This is a genomic window from Arachnia sp., from assembly GCF_057238465.1.
Genome location: NZ_DBHHFZ010000014.1, coordinates 44,668 through 65,432 on the forward strand (window position 1 = coordinate 44,668; position 20,765 = coordinate 65,432).

A 20,765-nucleotide genomic window follows, 5' to 3' on the forward strand; every position below is an offset into this window, starting at 1 on the left:
CGGTGGTGGTTCAGGTCACCGGGTGGGAGGCTATCAGCAGCAGGAAGGCGATGGCCCACACGAGGTTGATGATGTTCAACAGCGCCCCGTCGAGGAGGGGTTTGCCCGGGTAGGGCAGACGCATGAGCGCGAACCACGGCAGGGCCTGGACGGGCGGCGTCAGGAGCAGGGACCACCAAGGAAATACGGTGGCCCCGGAACCCAGCGCGATGCACACGAGGATCCAACCCAGCGCGGTCAACCCGACGGCGGGAGTCCAGGCGGCCATGAGGAACCGGTAAAGCCGGCGCGCGTGTTCCAGGACCGCCCCGTCCGGTTCCTCCCTGTCCCCGGCCGAGGTGTAGGCGGCGTGTGCACGCTCAGAGGCCAGGGCCAGCGGGTAGAAAGCGGCGTGGGCGAGGGGCGACAGGCAGAATCCGATCCCCAGGAGCACCACTCCCGCCACACCGAACACCGAGCCGCGCAGCAGCACCCAGTGGGCGTAGAGGCCTGCGAGCATGAGCGGTATGGAATAGTTCGCCACCAGCGCTCCCCACCTCAGGCGGGGTTCGTTGATGCGCGTGTAGAAGGCGTAGGCGTCGTCGCCCATGAGCTCGATGAACTCGCCGTGCTCGCGCCTGTCGGGTTTGCGGAAACCGACGATGAGGGCATCCCCTGCGATCCAGCACAGAGAACTGATCAGGAAGGCGAGAATGGACCAGGTCACCAGCATGTGCACCACTTCCTCGTCACGGGTGGCCAAGTAGACCACACGACACCCGGCTCCCGCACCGCTGCGTTCCCAGCCCAGAGAAGCCGCGGGATTCACCGGGAAACGTTCCGAACCATAGTCCAAGATCCCGTCAACGAGAGTGGGTGCCACGTTTGGGGACGGGACCTGCCCGAAACGGCTCAGATTGCTGCCCGGGGTGGTTGATCCAGATGGATCGCCGCCCGGACACATTGCAAGGCGGTCGTGGTCCTACCGACCGCCTTCACCCCGTCCAATGCAATCGCGGGTACGACGCCAAACAGTTCATCAAATTCGTCATCGCCGATTCGTCGCCGACACACGCTAGAACCATGCCACTCGCAGGTTTTGAGCCATACCACTCGCAGATTTCCAAGGTGTAACGGCGCGACCCCCGCGGCTCGGCGGGGGTCGCGTCGGATGGTTCTGTCTCTCAGGCCAGGCCCTTGGACTTCAGCCAGTCGCCCGCGATCACCGAGGCCGACGCCTTCTCGTCGACGGACCGTTTGTTCATGGCGATCAGGTCCTCGGGGGTCAGCTCCTTCGACACCTTGTTCAGGGTCTCCGCGGTCTGGTCGTCCACCTTGCTGGAGACGATCGGCACCACGTTGGAGGACAGGAACAGGTTCTTCGGATCCTCCAGGGCCACCAGGTCACCTTCGGCCAGCACCGGGGCGGCGGTGTAGATGTCGGCGATCTGCACCTCCCCGTCGCGCAGGGCCTTGACGGTGAGCGGGCCACCCGAGTCCTCGGCGGGTTTGATCGTGGTCTCGACCCCGTAGGTCTCGCGGAGCCCCTTCGGCCCGTATGGGCGGGACTCCAGCTCGGAGTTGCCCGCGATCTTCAGGTCCGGCACCGAGGCGAGATCCCCGATCTGTTTCAGCGAGTGTTCCTCCGCGAACGCCTTGGTCACCACGTAGGAGTCCTGGTCGGTTGCCGGCGCCTGCTCCAGTGCCTTCAACCCTCCCGGCAGGGCGCCGGTCAGCTCAGCGTGGACCTGCTCCGAGGTGCGGGCCGTGGTCTCGGGTTTGTAGTACTGCAGCAGGTTGCCGCTGTACTCGGGGAAGATGTCGATCTTCCCGGCCTGGAGTTCGGGCATGTAGACCTCCCGCTGTCCGATCTTCAGCTGTCGGTCCACCTTCTTGCCCGACTTCTCCAGGGACTGGGCGTAGATCTCGGCGATGATCTCGTTCGAGTAATAGTCCTGGGAGCCGATCACCAGGGTGTCGGAGGATTTCGTGTCGTCGCTTTTTCCCTCGATGTTCGAGGCACTGCCGCAGCCCACCAGTGCCAGGGCTGCTGCGATTCCGAGTGCGGCGAGCTTGGTCGTGGATTTCATCGGGACTCCTTCGCGGAAGCGATTTGGGTACTTGGGTCGAGTTTTCGGGTGATCATGTGTTTGGTCTGTACCAGCAGCAGGTCCAGGACGAGGGCCAGGGCGACGACCAGCAGCGCGCCGCCGACCATCTGTGCGTAGTCGCGGGTCTTGAGACCGGTGAAGAGGAACCGCCCCAGCCCCACGTCGGCGGTGTAGGCGGCTAGCGTCGCCGTGGCGACGACCTGGAGGGTGGTCGATCGCAGCCCCTCGAGAAGCAGCGGAACGGCGGCGGGCAGCTCCACCTGGGTGAGTACCTGCCACGAGGACAGGCCGATGGCGCGGGCCGCATCCACCGTGACCGGTTCGGCCGAGGTGATTCCCGAGTAGGCCCCGGCGAGCATCGGGGGAATGGCCAGCACCAGCAGCGCGCAGAAGGGAGCCACCAGCCCCAGACCGGACCACAGACCGACCAGGGTCAGCAGGCCGAGGGTCGGGAGGGCGCGCGCCGATGCCGTGATCATGGGGACCACAGCCACCCCGCGCCGCGTGTGGCCGATGGCCACCCCGGCCGGGAGCGCCAGCACGCAGGCCACTGCCACCACGGCGAGAGTGAAGTAGAGGTGTTGCTGCAGTCGTGACGAGATGCCACCTGCCCCGCCCCAGTTCTCGGGCGCGAACAGCCAGCCGAGGGCGTCGAGGAAGAGATTCATGCCGTCACCTGCTTCCGTTTACGAAGCCACGGGGTCAGGGCTCTGCCGAACAACACGACGAGCAGGTCGAAGATCAGGGCCAGCAGCAGGGTCGCGCCGAGCCCGGTCAGCAGCGATTCGACCAGTTGCCGCTGGAAGCCGTCGGTGAACAGGGTGCCGAGCGACTGCACACCGACCAGCGCGCCGACCGTGACCAGGGAAACCGTGGACGCGGTCACCACGCGCAACCCCGCGATCAGCACCGGCACTGCGAGCGGCAGCTCCACCTGCCAGAATCGCCGCCACGGATCGACCCCGAGGGCGTTGGCGGCCTCGACGACGTCCTCGGGCAGGGAACGGAAGGCCTCCGCGACCTGGGTGACGAGCACCGAGATCCCGTACAGGGTCAGGACGATCACCATGTTCAGCGGGGAGCGCACCGGCACCCCCAGGATGACCGGGATCACCACGAGCATCGGCAGGGAAGGAACCGCGTACAGGAGCGAGAAGGCGCCGAGCAGAAGTCCTCCGAAACGCCGGGTTGCGACCGCCAACCGGGCCAGCGGCACCGACAGCACGGCGGCCGCGACAACAGCACCCAGCGAGAGCAGGGCGTGGATCAAGAAATAGCCGCCCACCTGCCCCAGATTGTTGACCAACCAGTTCGCGGTGCTCACCAGCGTCTTGACCAGTTCAACCTGCCCCAGGGTGTCAATGAACCAGTTCACGACGGCCCCCCACCCGAGGCTCCTCCACCGCCTTCACGGAGGGTTCCCAGGGGCCGCCCATCGGCGTCGATCACGAGCCTGGAGCCGTTGCGTTCAATGCTCCGCAGCTGGCGGCGGCTCGTGTCCGCCCCGACGAAATCGGCGACGAACTCATCGGCCGGGTTGGAGAGCAGCTCCTCTGGGGTGCCGACCTGCGCCAGGACACCGCCGGTGCGCAGCACCGCCACCTGGTCGCCCAGGAGGAAGGCCTCGTCGACGTCGTGGGTGACGAACAGGATGGTGGTTCCCAGGCGCCGCTGCAGGTCTCGCAGTTCCCGTTGCAGGTCGGCGCGGACCAGCGGGTCGAGGGCACCGAAGGGTTCGTCCATGAGCAGGACCTTGGGGTCATTGGCGAGCGCCCGGGCGACTCCGACGCGCTGCCGCTGCCCGCCGGAGAGCTGCGACGGGAAACGCCCGGCCAGGTCGCGGTCGAGCCCGACCATGTCCATCAGCTCCAGGGCGTGCTCGCGCGCCTTGGCCTTGGGAACCCCGTCGAGGATCGGGACCGTGGCGATGTTGTCGACGACGCGGCGGTGCGGGAACAATCCGCCGTCCTGCAGGACGTAGCCGATGGAGCGCCGCAACGCCACCGTCGGTTGCACCGCGACGTCCTCCCCGGCCAGCAGCACGGCACCCGAGGTGGGCGTCACCATCTTGTTGACCATCCGCATCAGAGTGGTCTTGCCGGACCCGGACGAGCCCAGCAGCACGGTCGTGGAGCGCTCGGCGACATCCAGGGTGATGCCCCCGACCCCGACGGTACCGTCCGGATAGATCTTCTGTACGTCCTCGAACCGGATCATGATTCAGCTCCGTTCTCGTTGGTCAGGGCGACGAACCCGCCACCGGGCAGGGGCTCGTCGAGACGGGCGCCCTGCATGGCCGGGACGATGTCGGCCCGCTGGCTTGCGCCGGTGGCCACCCGGGTCAGGTTCTGGATGAGCACCACAAGCTCCTCGTGACGGAAGTCGGCGAGCACGGTGCGCAGGGTGTCCTCGAAGGTTCCGGCCGCGCTCTCCATCCGTACCCGTCCCTTGTCGGTGAGGCTCAGCCGGCTGGAGCGCCGATCCTTGGGGCAGGGGGTCCTGAGCACGAGCCCGTCACCGACCAGGCGATCAACGAGCCGCGAGGCCGCACCGACCGTGGTGCGCTGGTGCCGGGCGATGTCCTGGACCCGGGGACCACCATCGGGTGCTGACGCGTCGATCTGCTTCAGGACGAGGTAACGCGCCAGGGTGGCGGAGTTCGCGGTTCGCCAGAGGTCCTTCTCGAGCCGGTTCCACAGCGCCACCTCCGCGTGCAGGAGCGCTTCGAAGAGGGCTCCGTGTTCCCCGAGGGGCGTTGCTGTTTCCTTCACCCAAGAAACATTACATGTAACTCACTTACATGGAAAGCATTTGCCCGGGCCCGAGTCGGCTGGATTCCGGAAACAGCAACGCCGGCCGGGCCGTGAGAACCCAACCGGCGTCGCGGAGCGCATCCCGTCAGGACAGCGACCCGTAGGTCGTCTTCGCCTTCTCCAATGCGGCGACGTACCCCGCACGCTCGTAGGCATCGACCGGGGTGTTGGCCGGCACGGCCAACATGCCACGGGCCTGGTCCAAGGTGAGCCGCCGGCTGTCGAGCCAGGAATCGAGCCCCTCGACCAGGCGGGTGGCGTGCTCGACGCCGTGACGCACCAGCGCCGAGGTGGTGCAGACCACATCGGCCCCGGCCAGCAGGTGTTTCACGACGTCCTCGGGCTGATCCACCCCGGACGAGGCCGCGAGCGAGGCCTCCACGTGGTCGTGCAGCACCGCGATCCAGGTGCGCGGCAGGCGGGCGTCCACGGGCGAACTCAGCGTCACCCCGCTGACCACCTCCAGCCGATCCAGGTCGATGTCGGGTTGCAGGAACCGGTTGAACAGCACCAGGCCATCGGCTCCGGCCCGGTCGAGTCGCTGACACATCGCACCGACCGACGAGAAGTACGGGCTGAGTTTCACCGCCACCGGGATGCTCACCTCCGACTTCACGGCCCGGAGAATGTCGAGGTGACGCTGCTCCACATCTTCACCTCCCAGGGTTAGGTCACCCGGGACGTAGTAGATGTTGAGCTCCAGCGCGGCCGCCCCGGCGTCCTGCAGGCTGCGCGCCGAGTGCACCCATCCCCCGCGGGAGGCGCCGTTGAGGGAGGCGATCAGCGGCACGTCGATGGCCTGGGCGCCCTTCTCGACGAGCCGCAGGTAGTTCGTGACAGCATCGGCCTCTGCACGCGGCACCTCCGGGAAGAAGCTGACGGCCTCCGGGGTTATGTCGGCAAACTGCTCCTCCAGTTCCACCAAGCGCTCCGCGTCGCGGAACAGCTGCTCCTCGAACAGGGAGAACATGGTCACAGCACCGAGCCCCGCATCCGCCAGCGCCTTGATGTCCTCGACGCTCTGGCTCAGTGGCCCGGCCGAGGCGATGACGGGGTTGCGCAGTTCCAGTCCCAGGTAGCTGCTCCTCAGATCTGCCACGATTCCTCCTTGCGCGGGTCGGCGGCGAACTTCTCAGCGCCCCGGAGCGCCAGCTCCTCGTACTCGGCCCAGCGCCGGTCCACCTGCGCCTGGGCGATGTCGATGAGACGATTGGCCTCCTCCGGGTCGGCGGCGCGCAACACCTTGTAGCGCAGTTCGGCATCCTGGTACTCGCGCAGTTTCAGGCGCGGCCGGGGGCTGTCGAGCAGGAACGGGTTGCCGCCGTTCTCCCGGATCACCGGGTTGTAACGCATCAGCGGCCAGTGCCCGGAATTGACGGCCCGGTACTGCTGCTCCAGGCCCTTGCGGATGTCGATGCCGTGGGCGATGCAGTGGCTGTAGGCGATGATCAGGCTCGGCCCCTCGTAGGCCTCCGCCTCGCGGAACGCCTTCAGGGTCTGCTGCGGGTCCGCGCCCATCGCCACCCGCGCCACGTACACCGACCCGTAGGCCATCGCCTGCATGGCCATGTCCTTCTTGTTGGTGAGCTTGCCCGCGGATGCGAACTTCGCGACCGCCCCCAGCGGGGTGGACTTGGACGCCTGACCACCCGTGTTGGAGTAAACCTCGGTGTCCAGCACCAGCACGTTGACGTTGCGCCCCGAGGCCAGCACGTGATCGACGCCGGAAGAACCGATGTCGTAGGCCCAGCCGTCACCGCCGACGATCCAGACGGAACGCCGCAACAGATGGTCGCAGACGCTCTTGAGGTCCTCGATCTTCGGGCCCTCCAGCTCCGCCAGCCGCGCCTTGAGACGGTCGACACGGGCGGCCTGCCGGGCCAGGCCCGACTCCATGCGCTGTTTCGCGGCCAGCAACGAGTCGATCAGTTCGTCGTCGTCGATCTCGGAGCGCAGTTCCTCCAGGAGGTGACGCGCCATGTCGCGGTGCAGGTCGGCGGCCAGCCGGAGCCCGAGCCCGAACTCGGCGTTGTCCTCGAACAGCGAGTTCGACCATGCCGGTCCGCGCCCCTGGGCGTTCTTCGCCCACGGGGTGGTGGGCAGGTTGCCGCCGTAGATCGACGAGCAGCCGGTGGCGTTGGCGACGGTGACGCGGTCCCCGAACAGCTGGGTCAGCAGCTTCAGGTACGGGGTTTCGCCACACCCGGAGCAGGCCCCGGAGAACTCGAACAACGGCTCCAGGAACTGGGTGCCACGCACGGTGCCGAAGTCCACGTTGCGGCGGTCGTTGAGCGGGATGGTCTCGAAGAACTTGACCGCTTCCTTTTCCTTCTCCCGTTCCAGCACCGGCTCCAGGTTGATGGCGCGCCGGTTCGGCTGCCCGACGGGCCTGACGGGGCAGGCCTCGACGCACAACCCACAGCCCGTGCAGTCCTCGGCGTAGACCTGCAGCGTGTAATTGGTGTCGGGCAGGCCCGCGGCGTCGAGCGGTTGGCTGAGGAAACCCTCGGGGGCGTTCTCGACCACCTCGGAGGGGTAGTACTTGGCGCGCAGCACGGCGTGCGGACACACGAAGGAACAGTTCCCGCACTGGATGCAGGACTCGTTGTCCCACACCGCGATGATCTCGCTGATGTTGCGTTTCTCGTAGCGGGTGGTGCCCGACGGGTAGGAACCGTCGACGGGCAGCACCGAGACCGGCAGTTCGTCACCGCGCCCGACCAGCATCGTCGCGGTGACCTCCCGCACGAACTGTGGGGCGTCCGAGGGGACGGGTGGGATCAGGTCCCGCTGCCCGGTGGCGCAGGTGGGTACCTGAACCTCGTGCAGGTGGGCCAGGGATGCGTCGACCGCCTCGTGGTTCTTCTGCACGATGGCCATCGACTTGCGGGCGTAGGTCTTGGTGATGGCGGCCTTGACCTTCTCAATGGCCTCCTCACGCGGCATGACACCGGAGATCGCGAAGAAACAGGTCTGCAACACCGTGTTGGTGCGCGACCCGAGACCCGCGGCCCGCGCGACCGCGGAGGCATCGATGACGTGCAGGGAGATGCCCAGCTCGACGATCTTCTCCTGCATCGGGCGCGGCAGCTGTTCCCACACCTGATCCGCCGGATAGGGGGAATTGAGCAGCAGCGTCGTGCCGGGCCGGGCGAACTCCAGCACGTCCACCCGCTCCAGGATCGACCAGTGATGGCAGCCGATGAAATCCGACCGGGTCACCAGGTACGGCGCCTGGATCGGGTTGGGGCCGAAACGCAGGTGCGAGACGGTGCGCGAACCCGATTTCTTGGAGTCGTAGACGAAGTAGCCCTGGGCGTAGGTATCGGGATCGGAGCCGATGATCTTGATGGTGTTCTTGTTGGCTCCGACGGTGCCATCCGAACCCAGCCCGTAGAACACGGCGCGGTGGGTCTGCGGGTCGAGGAGCTGGAAATCGGGATCGACGTCGAGGGACAGGTGGGTGACGTCGTCGTTGATGCCCACCGTGAAACGCGGCCGGGGGTGTTCCTTCGCCAGCTCGTCGTAGACCGCCTTCGCCATGGCGGGGGTGAACTCCTTGCTGGACAGGCCGTAGCGACCGCCGGTCAGCACCGGCATGACATCCCGGTCCCCGCGGGACACGGATTCCCCGATGGCGGAGGAGACATCGAGGAACAGCGGTTCGCCCCCCGCACCGGGCTCCTTGGTGCGGTCCAGGACCGCGACCTTCCGGACGGTGGCGGGCAACGCGGCCAGGAGGTGTTCCTTCGGGAAGGGCCGGTAGAGCCGCACGAACAGGACACCCACCTTCTCCCCCGCCTCGTTGAGGTGCCTGACCACGGGGATCATCGTCTCGATCCCCGAACCCATGATCACCACCACCCGGTCGGCCTCGGGATGGCCGTGGTACTCCACCGTGCGATAGCGGCGACCCGAGACCTTCTCGAAGTGTTCCAGCACCTCGGTGAGGATCCCCGGCACGGCGTCGTAATAGCGGTTCGCGGTCTCGCGCGACTGGAAGTAGGTGTCCGGGTTCTGTGCGGTGCCGCGGATGAACGGGTTCTCGGGGCTCAGCGCCCGGGCGCGGTGCTCACGGACCAGGTCGGCGGGTACCAGTTCACGCAGCTGGTCGTCGGTGAGCTTGACCAAGGTGTTGAGTTCGTGGCTGGTGCGGAAGCCGTCGAAGAAATGCACGAACGGCAGCCGGGCGCGCAGGGTCGCCAGATGCGCGACGGCCGCCATGTCGTGGGCCTCCTGCACCGACGCGGAACTGAGCATGCAGCAGCCCGTCTGACGCACGGCCATCACGTCCTGGTGGTCGCCGAAGATCGACAGGCCCTGCGTGGCCAGGGAACGCGCCGCTACGTGGAAGACCGTGGAGGTCAGTTCCCCGGCGATCCGGTACATGTTGGGGATCATCAGCAGCAGGCCCTGCGAGGCGGTGAAGGTGGTGGACAGGGCCCCGCCCTGGAGGGCGCCGTGCATGGCTCCGGCCGCGCCGCCCTCGGACTGCATCTCGACGACGGTGGGCACCGTGCCGAAGACGTTCCTGCGCCCGTGGGAGGACCATTCGTCGGCCAGTTCGGCCATGGTGGAGCTGGGGGTGATCGGATAGATGGAGCAGAGTTCGCTCAGCCGGTAGGCAACGTCGGCGGCGGCCTCGTTGCCGTCGATGATGGTGCGCTGGTTCATCACTGACCCTCCGGGATCATCTCGATTGCGTGCACGGGGCACTGCTCGTAGCAGGTGGCGCATCCGGTGCAGCGTTCGTAGTCGAAGCGGTACCGGTTGCCGGGTCCGAGCTTGATGACGGCGTCCTCGGGGCAGGCGCCGTAGCAGCCGTCGCACTCGAAGCAGTTGCCGCAGGACAGGCAGCGCCGGGCCTCGAACTCGGCCTCCTTCGGGCTGAGACCCGCGACGATCTCACCGAAGTCGGACACGCGCGTCTCGGGGGCCTGCTCGGCTTGGACCCGGCGGGTGTGACCGCCGAAGTACCACAGGTTCATCTGGTCGAGGTGGACGATCGGGTGTTTCGGGGCGCGCGGGGTGACGTCGAGGTTCAGCCACTTGTCGATGCAGCGGGCGGCCTTCTTACCGTGTCCGACACCGACGGTGACGGTGCGTTCGCTCGGCACCATGTCACCGCCCGCAAAGATCCCGGGAACGTTCGTCATGAGGGTTTCGGGATCGACCTGCACCACGTCCTTGTCGAAGACCATCCCGGGAACTGCTTGGAGGAAACCGGTGTCGGCCTCCTGACCGACGGCCAGGATCACGGTGTCGGCGGCGAGTTTCTCGAACCGCCCGGTCCCGCGTGCCCTGCCCTCCTCGTCGAGTTCCATGATCTCGACGGTCAGGTCCTCCTCGCCCATCTCGGTGATGGTCCGCAGCCAGTTCATCCTCACCCCCTCCTGCTCCGCGCTCTCGCGTTCCTCGGCGTGGGCGGGCATCTGCTCGACGGTGCGGCGGTAGACGATCACCGACTCCTCGGCTCCCAGCCGGCGGGCCACGCGGGCGGCGTCCATGGCGGTGTTGCCGCCGCCGTAGACCGCGACCCGGCGCCCGATGACGGGCCTCTCGCCCCTGGCGACATCGCGCAGGAAACTGACTGCGTCGACCATCCTGGTGGCGTCGGCCGAGGGGATGTCAACGCGTTTGGACAGGTGGGCTCCGATGGCCACGAACACCGCGTCGAAACGGCCCTCCACCTGCGTGGCGAGCAGGTCGGTGACCGGCGCGTTGTTGCGGATCACCACACCCATGTCGGTGATCCGCGCCACCTCGGCGTCCAGGACGTCGCGGGGCAGCCGGTACTCGGGAATCCCGTAGCGCATCATGCCGCCGGGGGCGTCGGCCGAGTCGTGGATCTCCACCTCGTGGCCGAGGCGGCGCAGGTGGTAGGCGGCCGACAGCCCGGAAGGCCCGGCGCCGATGATCAACACCCGCCGTCCGGAGTCGCGGCGCGGCATCTCGAACCGCCAGCCACGTTCCAGGGCCAGGTCCCCCAGGTAACGTTCCACCGAGTGGATGGAGACGGCCGTGTCGAGATCCTTGCGGTTGCAGGCGGTCTCGCAGGGGTGATAACAAACGCGGCCGTGGATGGCCGGGAAGGGGTTGTCGGCGGTGAGCTGCCGCCAGGCCGCCTCGTGTTGGCCCGCTTTTATCAGGCGTAACCACTCCTGGATGTTCTCCCCCGCAGGGCATCCCGCGTTGCATGGGGGCAGCATGTCCAGGTAGATGGGCTTCCTGGATCGCACCGGAGCGACCCGCCCCGTGGTTGTCAACAAATTGGGCAGACCAGTCACATCATCGCGCTCGGTCATGGTTTCCCTCCGTCGCTACGACTACTGCCGTCAATAATAGGACGATTAAGGGACACCATGCCCCATAAATTCGCGAGGAAAACCGCGCCTATTGAAGCAAGGGTGCACTATGTCCCGCCGCGAACGCATCGGGGGACGAGACCACGTTTCCGCCGTCGCGTTTCCCGTGACAGGAAGACCGGTGACGGCAGCGGGGGCGCTGGATCACCCGATCCGGCGCCCCCACAACAGGACCTGAGCCCGAATCAGTCGGCGGAGCCCTTCCGCGCCTCCTCCTTCAGCTTCTCCGGGTCGAGTTCCTTGACCTGCTTGACGAGATCGTCAAGCTGGGCCCCGTTCAGCAGGCCGCTGTGCCTGAACACAAGGACACCGGCACGGAAGGCCATGATGGTGGGAATGGACTGGATGTCGAGGGCGAAGGCCAGATCCTGTTCGGCCTCTGTGTCCACCTTGCCGAAGACGACCCCGTCGTGACGACCGGAGGCCTCCTCGAAGATCGGCCCGAACCGACGGCAGGGCCCGCACCACGAGGCCCAGAAGTCGACGAGCACGACATCGGTTCCCTCGATGGTGGAGCCGAAGTTATCCTTGGTCAGATTTGTGGTTGCCATGTTTCCTCACTCGGGGTTTCGCTGTTCACTCCAACCAACGAAGACTTCACCCCATTTATTCCCCCCGGGGTATGAGGGATCAGGGGGCGGCGACGAAGAGCAGTTCCGCGACCGCCTCGTCCACCGTGACCGCCTCGTCGCCGACGCAGAACCTGAGGTCGATCCCCACGCGACGCACCACGAACTCCGCTCCCGGCCGGAGCCCCAGGGCGGCGAGAGCCGAGAGCACCTCCTCGTCGGCCTGGAGGTGCTCGCTCATCCGCTCCATGGTGACGGTCACCTCGCCCCGGTTCGGAACCACCTCGGACAACGGCACGACCCCTTGCCGGAAGGGCACGTGGTCGTGCTCAAGCCCGAGGTCCCTGAGCCCCGGGACGGGATTTCCGTACGGGGAACGGGTCGGCGAGTCGAGGATCCCGAGCAGCCGACGCTCAACCTCGTCCGAGATGACGTGTTCCCAGCGACAGGCCTCCTCGTGCACCTTCTCCCATTCGAGGCCGATCACCTCTGTGAGCAGGCATTCCGCCAGCCGGTGTTTGCGCATCACGTCACGCGCCAGCCGGGCGCCCTTCGGGGTGAGTTTGATCGTGCGGTCGGCCTTGACCGTGAGCAGGCCGTCACGCTCCATGCGCGCCACCGTCTGGGAAACGGTGGGGCCGGACTGGTGCAGGCGCTCGGCTATCCGGGCCCGCAGCGGCGGCACTCCTTCCTCCAACAATTCATACACCGTACGCAGGTACATCTCCGTGGTGTCGATCAGCTCGCTCATGCCACTCATGCCTCCTTCGAGGCAATGTTAGTGCGGTTTCGCGACATGGACCCCCGTATTCACGGTCCGCCCCGAAAAATCCCAGAACGCGGAGTGGAAAGATGTGTTCCATGGCGCGCAATCCCGACGGCAGGACTCTGACGGGTCGGCTCGTGAGACTCGATCCCACCCAGCCGAGGGACGAGACGGAACTGGTGGAGGCGCTCGACGATCCACGGGTGTTCACCCTCGGGTACGCGGGCGGCGCCACGGACCGGGTGGCGGCGATCGGCCGTCTGATCGCCGGTGCGGGCGAGGACCGGGCCATGTACACTATCCGATTGACCGGTGACACCCGTTTCGGCCCGGCGGGCGAGGTGGTCGGAACCACGTCCCTGGGTGATCTCGAACCCCGGGCGCAGCGCGCCCACGCGGGCTGGACGGCGTACCGACCAGCCCTGTGGGGCACGGGGCTGAACGCGGAAGTGAAGCTCCTGCTGCTGGGGCATGCCTTCGAGGACTGCGGCTTCGAGCGTGTGAAACTCCAGACCGACTCCATCAACCAGCGCTCCCGGGACGCGATCGCCCGGTTGGGGGCCGTACAGGAGGGAGTGCTGCGGCATCATCAGCCGCGGGAGGACGGCTCCTGGCGCGACACCGTGGTCTTCTCGATCCTGTCCGCCGAATGGCCGGTGGTGCGAGCCGGTCTGGAATCAAGGGTGCGGACCACCCTCGCATCCCTGACCGCTCAGAAGCCCTGACGCCCACGAACCGGCTCAACCGGCTTTGGGGCCTCTCAGCGGATGCGTTCTCCCCGCCGCCAGACCTGTTGCAACTCTCCCGCGTCATCCACGACGCAGATGTCGGCGCGTTTGCCGGCCTCCAGGGTTCCGACCTCCGCCAGCCCGTGCCAGCGGGCCGGGGTGGTGGCCGCGATCCGGGCGGCCTCGGGAATGCTCAGCCCCACCCGGCCGACGACGAAACTGAACGCCTTGGCCATGGTCAGGGTGGAACCCGCGATGGAACCGGGGGTGCCGTCGGCGGTGACCAGTCGGGCGGTCCCGTCCCGGACCTCCACCTTGAGCTCCCCCAGCAGGTAGCGTCCGTCGCCCTGGCCGGTGGCGGCCATGGCGTCGGTGACCAGGCAGATGCGATCGGTGCCTGCGGCGTCAATGGCCATCCGCGCGATCACGGGCCGGTGGTGGATGCCGTCGCAGATCAGTTCACACATCACGCGGTCGTCGGTGAGCAGCACAGGCACGGGACCGGGTTCCCGGTGGTGGATGGAACGCATCGCGGAGAACAGGTGGGTGGCGATGCAGGCCCCCCACCCGATGGACGTGGCCGCGACGTGCTCGTCGGCGTCCGAGTGCCCGAAGGCCACCTTGACGCCCGCCCGCGTGAAACGCCGGGTGGCGTCCTCTCCCCCGTCACGTTCAACGGCCAGGGTGACCATGCGCAGTGCCGCCCCGCCCGCCGATATGAGCCGTTCGACGAGTTCCGGTTCGGGGTCGCGCAGCAGACCGGGGTCGTGGGCACCCCTCCGGGCCTCGGACAGGAAGGGACCCTCGAGGTGGATGCCGTCGAGTTCACCGGTTTCGACGATCCCGCGCAGCACCCGGCACTGGGCCTCCAGTTTCTCGATGGGTTCGGTGACGGTGGAGGCGAACAGGGTGGTGGTTCCCTGGGAGCGGTGGTACTCGATGGCGCGCAGATTGGCGGCGGGATCCGGGTCGCCGAAGCTGACGCCGACCGCGCCGTGGCAGTGGGTGTCGACGAAACCCGGCACCGCCCAGGAATCGCCGGTTCCCCCTCCCTGCGTGATGGCCACCACCCGGCCGTCGGCGATCTCGATGACCGCTTCCTCGATCGTCCCCTTTGGCGTCACGGCCCGGCCGACCCGCAGTTTCGTCATGCCATCATCCAAGCACCGGTTTTCCTCCCATCCGTCGAACCGCGCAGTCCGGTTTCTCAGATACGTGGGAGAATTCAGGGGTGATCGCCATTCCCGAAGATCTCCTCCCCGCAGACGGCCGTTTCGGTTCGGGTCCCGCCAAGGTGCGACCCGAGGCCCTGGAATACCTCTCGCTGCGTGGCGACGTGCTGGGAACCTCGCATCGCCAGGCACCCGTGAAACAGCTCGTCGCGACGGTTCAGGAGGGGCTTCGGGAGCTGTACCGGCTGCCGGAGGGGTACCAGGTGGTGCTCGGCAACGGGGGCTCCACCGTGTTCTGGGATGTCGCGGTCTGTTCCCTGATCGAGCGGCGCTCCGCGCATGCCGTCTTCGGGGAGTTCACCCGCAAGTTCGCGCGCGCCGCCGCGGCGGCCCCGTTCCTGGCCGACCCGGCCGTCACCCAGTGCGATCCGGGGGCCGTGGTCCTGCCCGCCCCGGAGGACGCGGACGTGGTGGCGTGGGCGCAGAACGAGACCTCCACGGGCGCGGCCGCCCCGGTGGAGCGGATCGGCGACGGCCTGGTGCTGATCGATGCCACCTCGGCGGCGGGTGGGATGGCCGCCGACATCTCACGAACGGATGTCTACTACTTCGCCCCGCAGAAGAACTTCTCCTCGGACGGGGGTTTGTGGGTGGCTTTCTGCTCCCCGTCCGCGCTGGAGCGCGCAGAACGGATCGCCGCCTCGGGCCGTTGGATCCCGGAGTCGCTGAACCTGAACGTCGCGGCCGCGAACTCGGCCCGGAACCAGACCCTGAACACCCCCGCAATCGCGACCCTGCTGCTGCTCGAGGACCAGATCAACTGGCTGCTGGACCTGGGCGGGATCGACGCCGCCGAGGAACGTTGCCGCCGGATGAGCGACCACCTGTACGCCTGGGCAGAGGCGTCGTCGTACGCGTCCCCGTTCGTCACCGACCCGGCGCATCGCTCCCCCGTGGTCGCGACCATCGACCTGATTCCCGGGGTGGATGCCGCCCGTGTGATAGCCGAGCTGCGCAGCAATGGGATCGTGGACATCGACCCCTACCGCGCGCTGAAACGCAACCAGCTGCGGATCGGAACCTACGCATCCGTTGACCAAGCCGACGTGGAGGCCCTGACCGCCTGCATCGACCACGTCGTGGAGAGCCTGTGAGCAGGTAGCGGTTTCCTACTTCTTGCGGAAGAAGACCACGGCTCCCAGGGCCAGGGCCAGCACCGCGGCGGCCCCGATGGCCAGGCGGGTGCCTCCCCGCGCCGGCTGGGTGGTTTTTTCCTCGGGGGCCTGCGTGGTGGTTTCCTGCGGGGCGGGTGAGGCGCTGCTCGCGGGGTTCTCGGATGGCTCCGGGGAGGGCGTTGCAGAAGCCTCGCCCGACGGCGAGATCGTGACGGTGCCGTCGGAAGTGGGCACGGCTTCCTCCCGCAGCAGCGGCCCCGCACCCACCAGCATCCGGTCCCCGCTGAAAGTGGTGATCGATTCCCCGTCGGGGGCGCCCTGATAGGTGAGGGTGGCGCGGGTTTCCCAGCTGGAGGCGTCGACGACCTGCACCCCGGTTCCGGTTCGCAGCGCCATGGTGACACCGTCGGAGAGGAAGACCCCATCGGTCACCCCCGACGGGGCGTCGGAGGCGCGGCTCAGTTTGTTCACCCCTGAACGCGACGGCTCCAGCTCGGAGTAGTAGATGCCGGGGTTCTCGCCCGCTGTCACCACATAGATGCGTCCCCTGCCCGAGACCAGCACCGCCTTGGCGTCGTGCGACCCGTCCGGGTAGCGGAAGTCGTAGGAGTTGTAGGACTGTTTGCCGAGTTCGAGGGGGAGCTTGTACACGGTGATCTTGTTGCGGTTGTCCCCGGGATCCCCCACATCCCCCACGTAGAGCGAACCCGAGTACACGGCCAAGCCCTGAACGGACTCGGCTTTGGCGGAGAAACTGACGGATCCCAGCTTCGCACCCTTGGCGTCCGTGACCAGAATGTTGGTTCCGTCGGTCTCGGACACCGCGAACAGCCGCGACGACCGCGGATCGAAGGCCACCCCTGTCAGGGGGCTGGCCGCGTCGGAAATGGTCACGTCGGCCAAGGCCGGGGTTCCCCCCCAGACCAGGCACGCGGTCGCCGCAGCGACTGCGGCGATGCGTCGAATGGAACTCATGGTGTCGGCCAGCATACTGGGCTTTGCCCTGTAGGCTGTGTTTCATGCGAGCGATGAGGCTCTTCGGCATCCGCATCGACGATGTCAGGGACATCTTCGGCGCCCCACCCGAGGTGGCGGAGGCGCTGACAAGGGTGTTCGCGGAACGTTACCCCGCTCCGGTCATGAAACGCCGCTGGGGGCTGTTCCGCCGCAATCCCGACCTGGAGGTGGATCCCTCACGCCCCCTGATGCGGGACGCGAGCACCCTCCTGGAAGGCGGGTTCGTTCCTCAGGAAAGACTCGGGCAGTGCTGGGAAGTGCTCCTGCTGTGGCTGGAGCACCTGGCCGGCCCCACCACCCGGATCGAGTACCGGCGCCTCGACTCGGTGGAGTTCGACCTGGCGCGCCGGGGCCTGCCCTCGACTCTGTCGGTGACCCGTCTGGGCAAGCGACCGCTGGGCATCCCGCTGATGCCGCTGCCCGGGATGCAGGCGGGCTACGGCCACCACGGCCACGCCGTTGCCACCCGCGAGGCCCTCGGGGAAATAGACCCGGAAACCTTGGACGAGGCCACGCGAAACGTCGTCGCACCCCTCCTGAAGTTCCTCCGGGAACTGTCCGACCGGGAGGACGTCGTCGTGGTGGATCAAGCCGTCCCTGAGCAACCGGCCTGACCCACCGGCCCGGGAAAGGAACCCGGGAGCTACTCGATCACGACCACCAGGTCGCCGCCGTCGAGCTGTGTGGTGCCGATCAGCACCACCCGTTTGACCACGCCCGCCACGGGCGCATTGATGGCGGCCTCCATCTTCATGGCCTCGATGGTGGCCACCTGATCTCCGACCGCGACCTCGTCACCCTCCGCGACGGTCACGGTCACGGCCCCCGCGAACGGTGCCGCGACGTGCCCGCGGTTGCCCGGATCCGCCTTCTCCGCGGAGGCCACCTCCGACTCGAGGGAGTTGTCGCGCACCCTGACCGGACGCAACTGTCCGTTGAGAAGGGTCATGACGTTGCGTTTGGCCCACTTGTCGGGGGCGCCGATGGCCTCCAGGCCGAGCAGCAGCGTGACGCCCTTCTCCAGGGTGACGGGGTATTCGTGGCCGGGTTCCATCCCGTACAGGTAGGGCACCGTCGGCAGCACGGAGACGTCGCCGAACTCGTCGCGTTTCTGCTGGAACTCCCGTGTCGGCCCGGGGAAGAGCAAACGGTTGAGGGTGCTCTGCCGTTCGACGCCCGGGGTTTCAAGCAGGGCGAGGTCCTCGGGCGCCACCTGAGTGACGCGCGGCGGTTTGCGGCGACCCTCCAGGGCACGGGTGCGGAACGGTTCCGGCCAGCCTCCCGCGGGTTCGCCCAACTCCCCGTTGAGGAAACCGATCACCGAATCCGGGATGTCGAAGCGACGTGGCTCCGCGGCGAACTCCGCCGGATCGGCACCGACCGCCACCAGGTGCAGCGCCAGATCACCCACCACCTTCGACGAAGGTGTGACCTTCGTGGGGCGTCCCAGGATCTTGTCGGCGGCGGCGTACATCGCCTCGATGGCCTCGAACTTGTCACCCAGGCCGAGCGCGATTGCCTGCTGGCGCAGGTTGGACAGCTGCCCGCCCGGGATCTCGTGGCTGTAGACGCGCCCCGTCGGCGCCGGAAGCCCCGACTCGAAGGGTTTGTAGACCCTGCGGACCGCTTCCCAGTAGGGCTCCAGGTCCAGCACCGCCCCCGGGTCGATGTCCGGGGCACGGTCGGTGCCGTCAAGGGCCATCAGCAGCGCCGACATGGGTGGCTGCGAGGTGGTCGACGACATCGCCGAGTTCGCGACGTCAACCGCATCCACCCCGGCGTCGATGGCGGCCATCAGGGTGGCGAGCTGCCCTCCTGTGGTGTCGTGGGTGTGGAGATGGACGGGCAGCTCGAACCGTTCCCGGAGCGCCGCGACGAGCTTCGCGGCCGCGGCGGGCCTGAGCAGCCCCGCCATGTCCTTGATGGCCAGGATGTGTGCCCCCGCGTCGACGATCCGTTCGGCGAGCCGCAGGTAGTGGTCGAGGGTGTAGGTCCTCTCGTCGGGGTCGAGCAGGTTCGCGGTGTAGCAGAGCGCCACCTCCGCCACCGATTCGGTGTCGTGGACCACCGCGTCGATCGCGGGGCGCATCTGTTCGACGTCGTTGAGGGCGTCGAAGATGCGGAAGATGTCCACCCCGACCTCCGCGGCCTCCGACACGAAGGCCCGGGTGACCTCGGTCGGGTAGGGGGTGTAGCCGACGGTGTTGCGGCCGCGCAGCAGCATCTGCAGATTCTGGTTCGGCATCGCGGCCCGCAGTTTCGCGAGGCGCTCCCACGGGTCCTCACCGAGGAACCGCAGCGCCACGTCATAGGTGGCCCCGCCCCAGCACTCGACGGAGAACATCCCGGGCAGCAGCCGCGCCTGCCAGGGAGCCACCGCCACCAGGTCGCGGGTGCGCACACGTGTGGCGAGCAGCGACTGGTGGGCGTCGCGGAAGGTGGTGTCGGTGACGCCCACTGCTCGCTGCTCACGCAGGGCCTTGGCGAATCCGGCCGGGCCGAGGGCGAGGAGTCGCTGGCGGGATCCGTCGGGGATCTCGCCCGCGGGCAGCGGCCCGGGCAGCTTCGCCGATGGGTCCAGGGACGTGGGGGCGGATCCGTTGGGTCGGTTCACGGTGACGTCTGCGAGGAAGCGGGCCAGTTTGGTGCCGCGGTCCGCCGGGATGCGTCCCGTCAGCAGGTGGGGTCTCTCGTCGATGAAAGAGGTTGTCACCACGCCGCTGCCGAAGTCCGGGTCCTCCAGGACCGCGCGCAGGAAGGTGATGTTGGTCGCGATGCCCCGGATCCTGAACTCCGCCAGGGCACGCCTGGCCCGCACCACGGCATCGTGGAGGCTGCGGCCGCGGGCGGTGAGTTTCACCAGCAGCGAGTCGAAGTGGGGGCTGATCTCCACCCCGGTGCCGGTGGTGCCACCGTCGAGCCGGATGCCCGCGCCGGAGGCGGAACGGTAGGCCTGGATCACGCCGGTGTCGGGCCGGAACGAGTTGGCCGGGTCCTCGGTGGTGATGCGGCACTGCAGGGCGGCGCCGCGGATGTGCAGTTCGTCCTGGCGGATCCCGATCTCCTCCAGGGTCTCCCCCGACGCGATCCGCAGCTGCGCCTGCACCAGGTCGACGTCGGTGATCTCCTCCGTGACGGTGTGCTCCACCTGGATGCGGGGGTTCATCTCGATGAACACGTGGCTGCCGGCCCGCGGACCCGAGGTTTCGACGAGGAACTCGACGGTCCCGGCGCAGGTGTAGTTGATGGCCTTGGCGAACTTCACCGCGTCGGCGGTCAGTGCCGCGCGCAGCTCGTCGCTGATGTGGGGGGCGGGGGCGATCTCCACCACTTTCTGGTGGCGGCGCTGGATGGAGCAGTCGCGTTCGAAGAGATGAACGACGTTGCCCTGGTGGTCGGCCAGCACCTGCACCTCGATGTGGCGGGGGGCCGCGACGGCCTGCTCCACGAACACCGTCGGGTCGCCGAACGCCCCTTCGGCCTCGCGCATCGCGGCTCCCAGCTCCTCGCTGAAACGGGCGGGATCGTCGACGCGCCTCATGCCGCGGCCACCACCACCCGCGATGGCCTTGATGAACACCGGGAAACCGATTTCCTCGGCGCCGGCGATCAGCTCGTCGGGGTCGGTGGACGGCGGCGTCGATCTGAGGGTCGGCACCCCCGCCCTGCGGGCCTGTTCGAGGGCCCGCACTTTGTTTCCGGCCAGCTCGAGCACCTCGGCGGAGGGACCGACGAAGGTGATCCCGTTGGCGGCGCAGGCGGCGGCGAGTTCGGGGTTCTCCGAGAGGAAACCGTAGCCGGGGTAGACCGCATCGGCCCCGGCTTCTTTCGCGACGCGAATGATCTCATCGATGTCCAGGTATGCCCTGACGGGATGATCCCGCTCCCCGATCAGGTAGGACTCGGATGCCTTGATCCGGTGGTCGGCGTTGCGGTCCTCGTAGGGGAAGACGGCAACGGTCTTGCACCCCCGTTCGAAGGCGGCGCGGACGGCTCGAACAGCGATCTCGCCTCGGTTGGCGACAAGGACCTTCTGGAACATGCGCCAAGACTAGTGGCAACGTGTGAAG

Annotated in this window: 17 protein-coding genes; 3 read left to right on the forward strand and 14 right to left on the reverse strand. The window is 67.6% G+C overall.

The window, feature by feature from the left end:
• Positions 1-10: 10 nt before the first annotated feature.
• The 11 genes from ACO6D6_RS13380 to ACO6D6_RS13430 all read right to left on the reverse strand — a co-directional run bounded on the left by ACO6D6_RS13380 (position 11) and on the right by ACO6D6_RS13430 (position 12,588).
• Positions 11-862, reverse strand: coding sequence for a hypothetical protein (locus ACO6D6_RS13380; RefSeq protein ID WP_484785742.1), 852 nt, complete (start codon positions 860-862; stop codon positions 11-13).
• 301 nt (positions 863-1,163) lie between these two features.
• Entirely contained in the window at positions 1,164-2,069 is a 906-nt protein-coding gene (locus tag ACO6D6_RS13385; RefSeq protein WP_484785743.1) for an ABC transporter substrate-binding protein, read from the reverse strand.
• Positions 2,066-2,758 (reverse strand): ABC transporter permease, encoded by a 693-nt coding sequence (locus ACO6D6_RS13390; RefSeq protein WP_484785744.1) that lies wholly within the window; start codon positions 2,756-2,758, stop codon positions 2,066-2,068. Before ACO6D6_RS13390 ends, ACO6D6_RS13385 begins: the two co-directional genes overlap by 4 nt.
• Positions 2,755-3,465 carry an ABC transporter permease gene (locus ACO6D6_RS13395; protein WP_484785745.1) on the reverse strand — a complete coding sequence of 237 codons (711 nt, stop codon included), beginning with the start codon at positions 3,463-3,465 and terminating at the stop codon, positions 2,755-2,757. Before ACO6D6_RS13395 ends, ACO6D6_RS13390 begins: the two co-directional genes overlap by 4 nt.
• Positions 3,462-4,307 (reverse strand): ABC transporter ATP-binding protein, encoded by an 846-nt coding sequence (locus ACO6D6_RS13400; protein WP_484785746.1) that lies wholly within the window; start codon positions 4,305-4,307, stop codon positions 3,462-3,464. The genes ACO6D6_RS13395 and ACO6D6_RS13400 overlap by 4 nt, the downstream gene beginning before the upstream one ends.
• Positions 4,304-4,861, reverse strand: a complete 558-nt coding sequence (locus ACO6D6_RS13405) for a MarR family winged helix-turn-helix transcriptional regulator (RefSeq protein ID WP_484785747.1) — start codon at positions 4,859-4,861, stop codon at positions 4,304-4,306. The genes ACO6D6_RS13400 and ACO6D6_RS13405 overlap by 4 nt, the downstream gene beginning before the upstream one ends.
• A 127-nt stretch (positions 4,862-4,988) precedes the next feature.
• Positions 4,989-6,002, reverse strand: coding sequence for a dihydroorotate dehydrogenase-like protein (locus ACO6D6_RS13410; protein ID WP_484785748.1), 1,014 nt, complete (start codon positions 6,000-6,002; stop codon positions 4,989-4,991).
• Positions 5,990-9,577, reverse strand: coding sequence for a pyruvate:ferredoxin (flavodoxin) oxidoreductase (gene nifJ / locus ACO6D6_RS13415; protein ID WP_484785749.1), 3,588 nt, complete (start codon positions 9,575-9,577; stop codon positions 5,990-5,992). The genes ACO6D6_RS13410 and nifJ overlap by 13 nt, the downstream gene beginning before the upstream one ends.
• On the reverse strand, positions 9,577-11,208 hold the full coding sequence (locus ACO6D6_RS13420; RefSeq protein ID WP_484785750.1) for an NAD(P)-binding protein: 1,632 nt from the start codon (positions 11,206-11,208) through the stop codon (positions 9,577-9,579). The genes nifJ and ACO6D6_RS13420 overlap by 1 nt, the downstream gene beginning before the upstream one ends.
• Before the next feature lie 245 nt (positions 11,209-11,453).
• Positions 11,454-11,819 carry a thioredoxin gene (trxA, locus tag ACO6D6_RS13425; protein WP_484785751.1) on the reverse strand — a complete coding sequence of 122 codons (366 nt, stop codon included), beginning with the start codon at positions 11,817-11,819 and terminating at the stop codon, positions 11,454-11,456.
• 79 nt (positions 11,820-11,898) lie between these two features.
• Positions 11,899-12,588 carry an iron-dependent transcriptional repressor DtxR gene (locus ACO6D6_RS13430; protein WP_484785752.1) on the reverse strand — a complete coding sequence of 230 codons (690 nt, stop codon included), beginning with the start codon at positions 12,586-12,588 and terminating at the stop codon, positions 11,899-11,901.
• 110 nt (positions 12,589-12,698) lie between these two features.
• Here ACO6D6_RS13430 and ACO6D6_RS13435 point away from each other — a divergent pair, with 110 nt between their 5' ends.
• Positions 12,699-13,328 (forward strand): GNAT family N-acetyltransferase, encoded by a 630-nt coding sequence (locus ACO6D6_RS13435; RefSeq protein WP_484785753.1) that lies wholly within the window; start codon positions 12,699-12,701, stop codon positions 13,326-13,328.
• A 35-nt stretch (positions 13,329-13,363) separates the two neighbouring features.
• Here ACO6D6_RS13435 and nagA read toward each other — a convergent pair whose 3' ends face one another.
• On the reverse strand, positions 13,364-14,482 hold the full coding sequence (gene nagA / locus ACO6D6_RS13440; RefSeq protein ID WP_484785754.1) for an N-acetylglucosamine-6-phosphate deacetylase: 1,119 nt from the start codon (positions 14,480-14,482) through the stop codon (positions 13,364-13,366).
• An 80-nt stretch (positions 14,483-14,562) separates the two neighbouring features.
• On the opposite strand from nagA, the gene serC reads away from it, so the two are divergent.
• Positions 14,563-15,657, forward strand: coding sequence for a phosphoserine transaminase (gene serC / locus ACO6D6_RS13445; protein ID WP_484785755.1), 1,095 nt, complete (start codon positions 14,563-14,565; stop codon positions 15,655-15,657).
• 15 nt (positions 15,658-15,672) lie between these two features.
• On the opposite strand, the gene ACO6D6_RS13450 is transcribed toward serC, so the two are convergent.
• Positions 15,673-16,653 carry an NHL repeat-containing protein gene (locus ACO6D6_RS13450; RefSeq protein ID WP_484785756.1) on the reverse strand — a complete coding sequence of 327 codons (981 nt, stop codon included), beginning with the start codon at positions 16,651-16,653 and terminating at the stop codon, positions 15,673-15,675.
• 44 nt (positions 16,654-16,697) lie between these two features.
• On the opposite strand from ACO6D6_RS13450, the gene ACO6D6_RS13455 reads away from it, so the two are divergent.
• Entirely contained in the window at positions 16,698-17,309 is a 612-nt protein-coding gene (locus tag ACO6D6_RS13455) for a hypothetical protein (protein WP_484785757.1), read from the forward strand.
• Between the two features lie 29 nt (positions 17,310-17,338).
• Here the strand turns inward: ACO6D6_RS13455 and ACO6D6_RS13460 are convergent, their stop codons facing one another.
• The gene (locus ACO6D6_RS13460) at positions 17,339-20,737 is read right to left on the reverse strand and encodes a pyruvate carboxylase (protein ID WP_484785758.1); all 3,399 of its coding nucleotides are present in this window, start codon (positions 20,735-20,737) and stop codon (positions 17,339-17,341) included.
• Positions 20,738-20,765 lie beyond the last annotated feature (28 nt).

Bases quoted from the DNA above. Each gene is read 5' to 3' on its own strand.
- ACO6D6_RS13420 (WP_484785750.1), bottom strand. From the start codon at position 11,208: ATGACCGAGCGCGATGATGTGACTGGTCTGCCCAATTTGTTGACAACC.
- ACO6D6_RS13390 (WP_484785744.1), bottom strand. From the start codon at position 2,758: ATGAATCTCTTCCTCGACGCCCTCGGCTGGCTGTTCGCGCCCGAGAAC.
- nagA (WP_484785754.1), bottom strand. From the start codon at position 14,482: ATGACGAAACTGCGGGTCGGCCGGGCCGTGACGCCAAAGGGGACGATC.
- ACO6D6_RS13460 (WP_484785758.1), bottom strand. From the start codon at position 20,737: ATGTTCCAGAAGGTCCTTGTCGCCAACCGAGGCGAGATCGCTGTTCGA.
- ACO6D6_RS13450 (WP_484785756.1), bottom strand. From the start codon at position 16,653: ATGAGTTCCATTCGACGCATCGCCGCAGTCGCTGCGGCGACCGCGTGC.
- ACO6D6_RS13455 (WP_484785757.1), top strand. From the start codon at position 16,698: ATGCGAGCGATGAGGCTCTTCGGCATCCGCATCGACGATGTCAGGGAC.
- ACO6D6_RS13430 (WP_484785752.1), bottom strand. From the start codon at position 12,588: ATGAGCGAGCTGATCGACACCACGGAGATGTACCTGCGTACGGTGTAT.
- ACO6D6_RS13400 (WP_484785746.1), bottom strand. From the start codon at position 4,307: ATGATCCGGTTCGAGGACGTACAGAAGATCTATCCGGACGGTACCGTC.
- ACO6D6_RS13385 (WP_484785743.1), bottom strand. From the start codon at position 2,069: ATGAAATCCACGACCAAGCTCGCCGCACTCGGAATCGCAGCAGCCCTG.
- ACO6D6_RS13435 (WP_484785753.1), top strand. From the start codon at position 12,699: ATGGCGCGCAATCCCGACGGCAGGACTCTGACGGGTCGGCTCGTGAGA.
- trxA (WP_484785751.1), bottom strand. From the start codon at position 11,819: ATGGCAACCACAAATCTGACCAAGGATAACTTCGGCTCCACCATCGAG.
- nifJ (WP_484785749.1), bottom strand. From the start codon at position 9,577: ATGAACCAGCGCACCATCATCGACGGCAACGAGGCCGCCGCCGACGTT.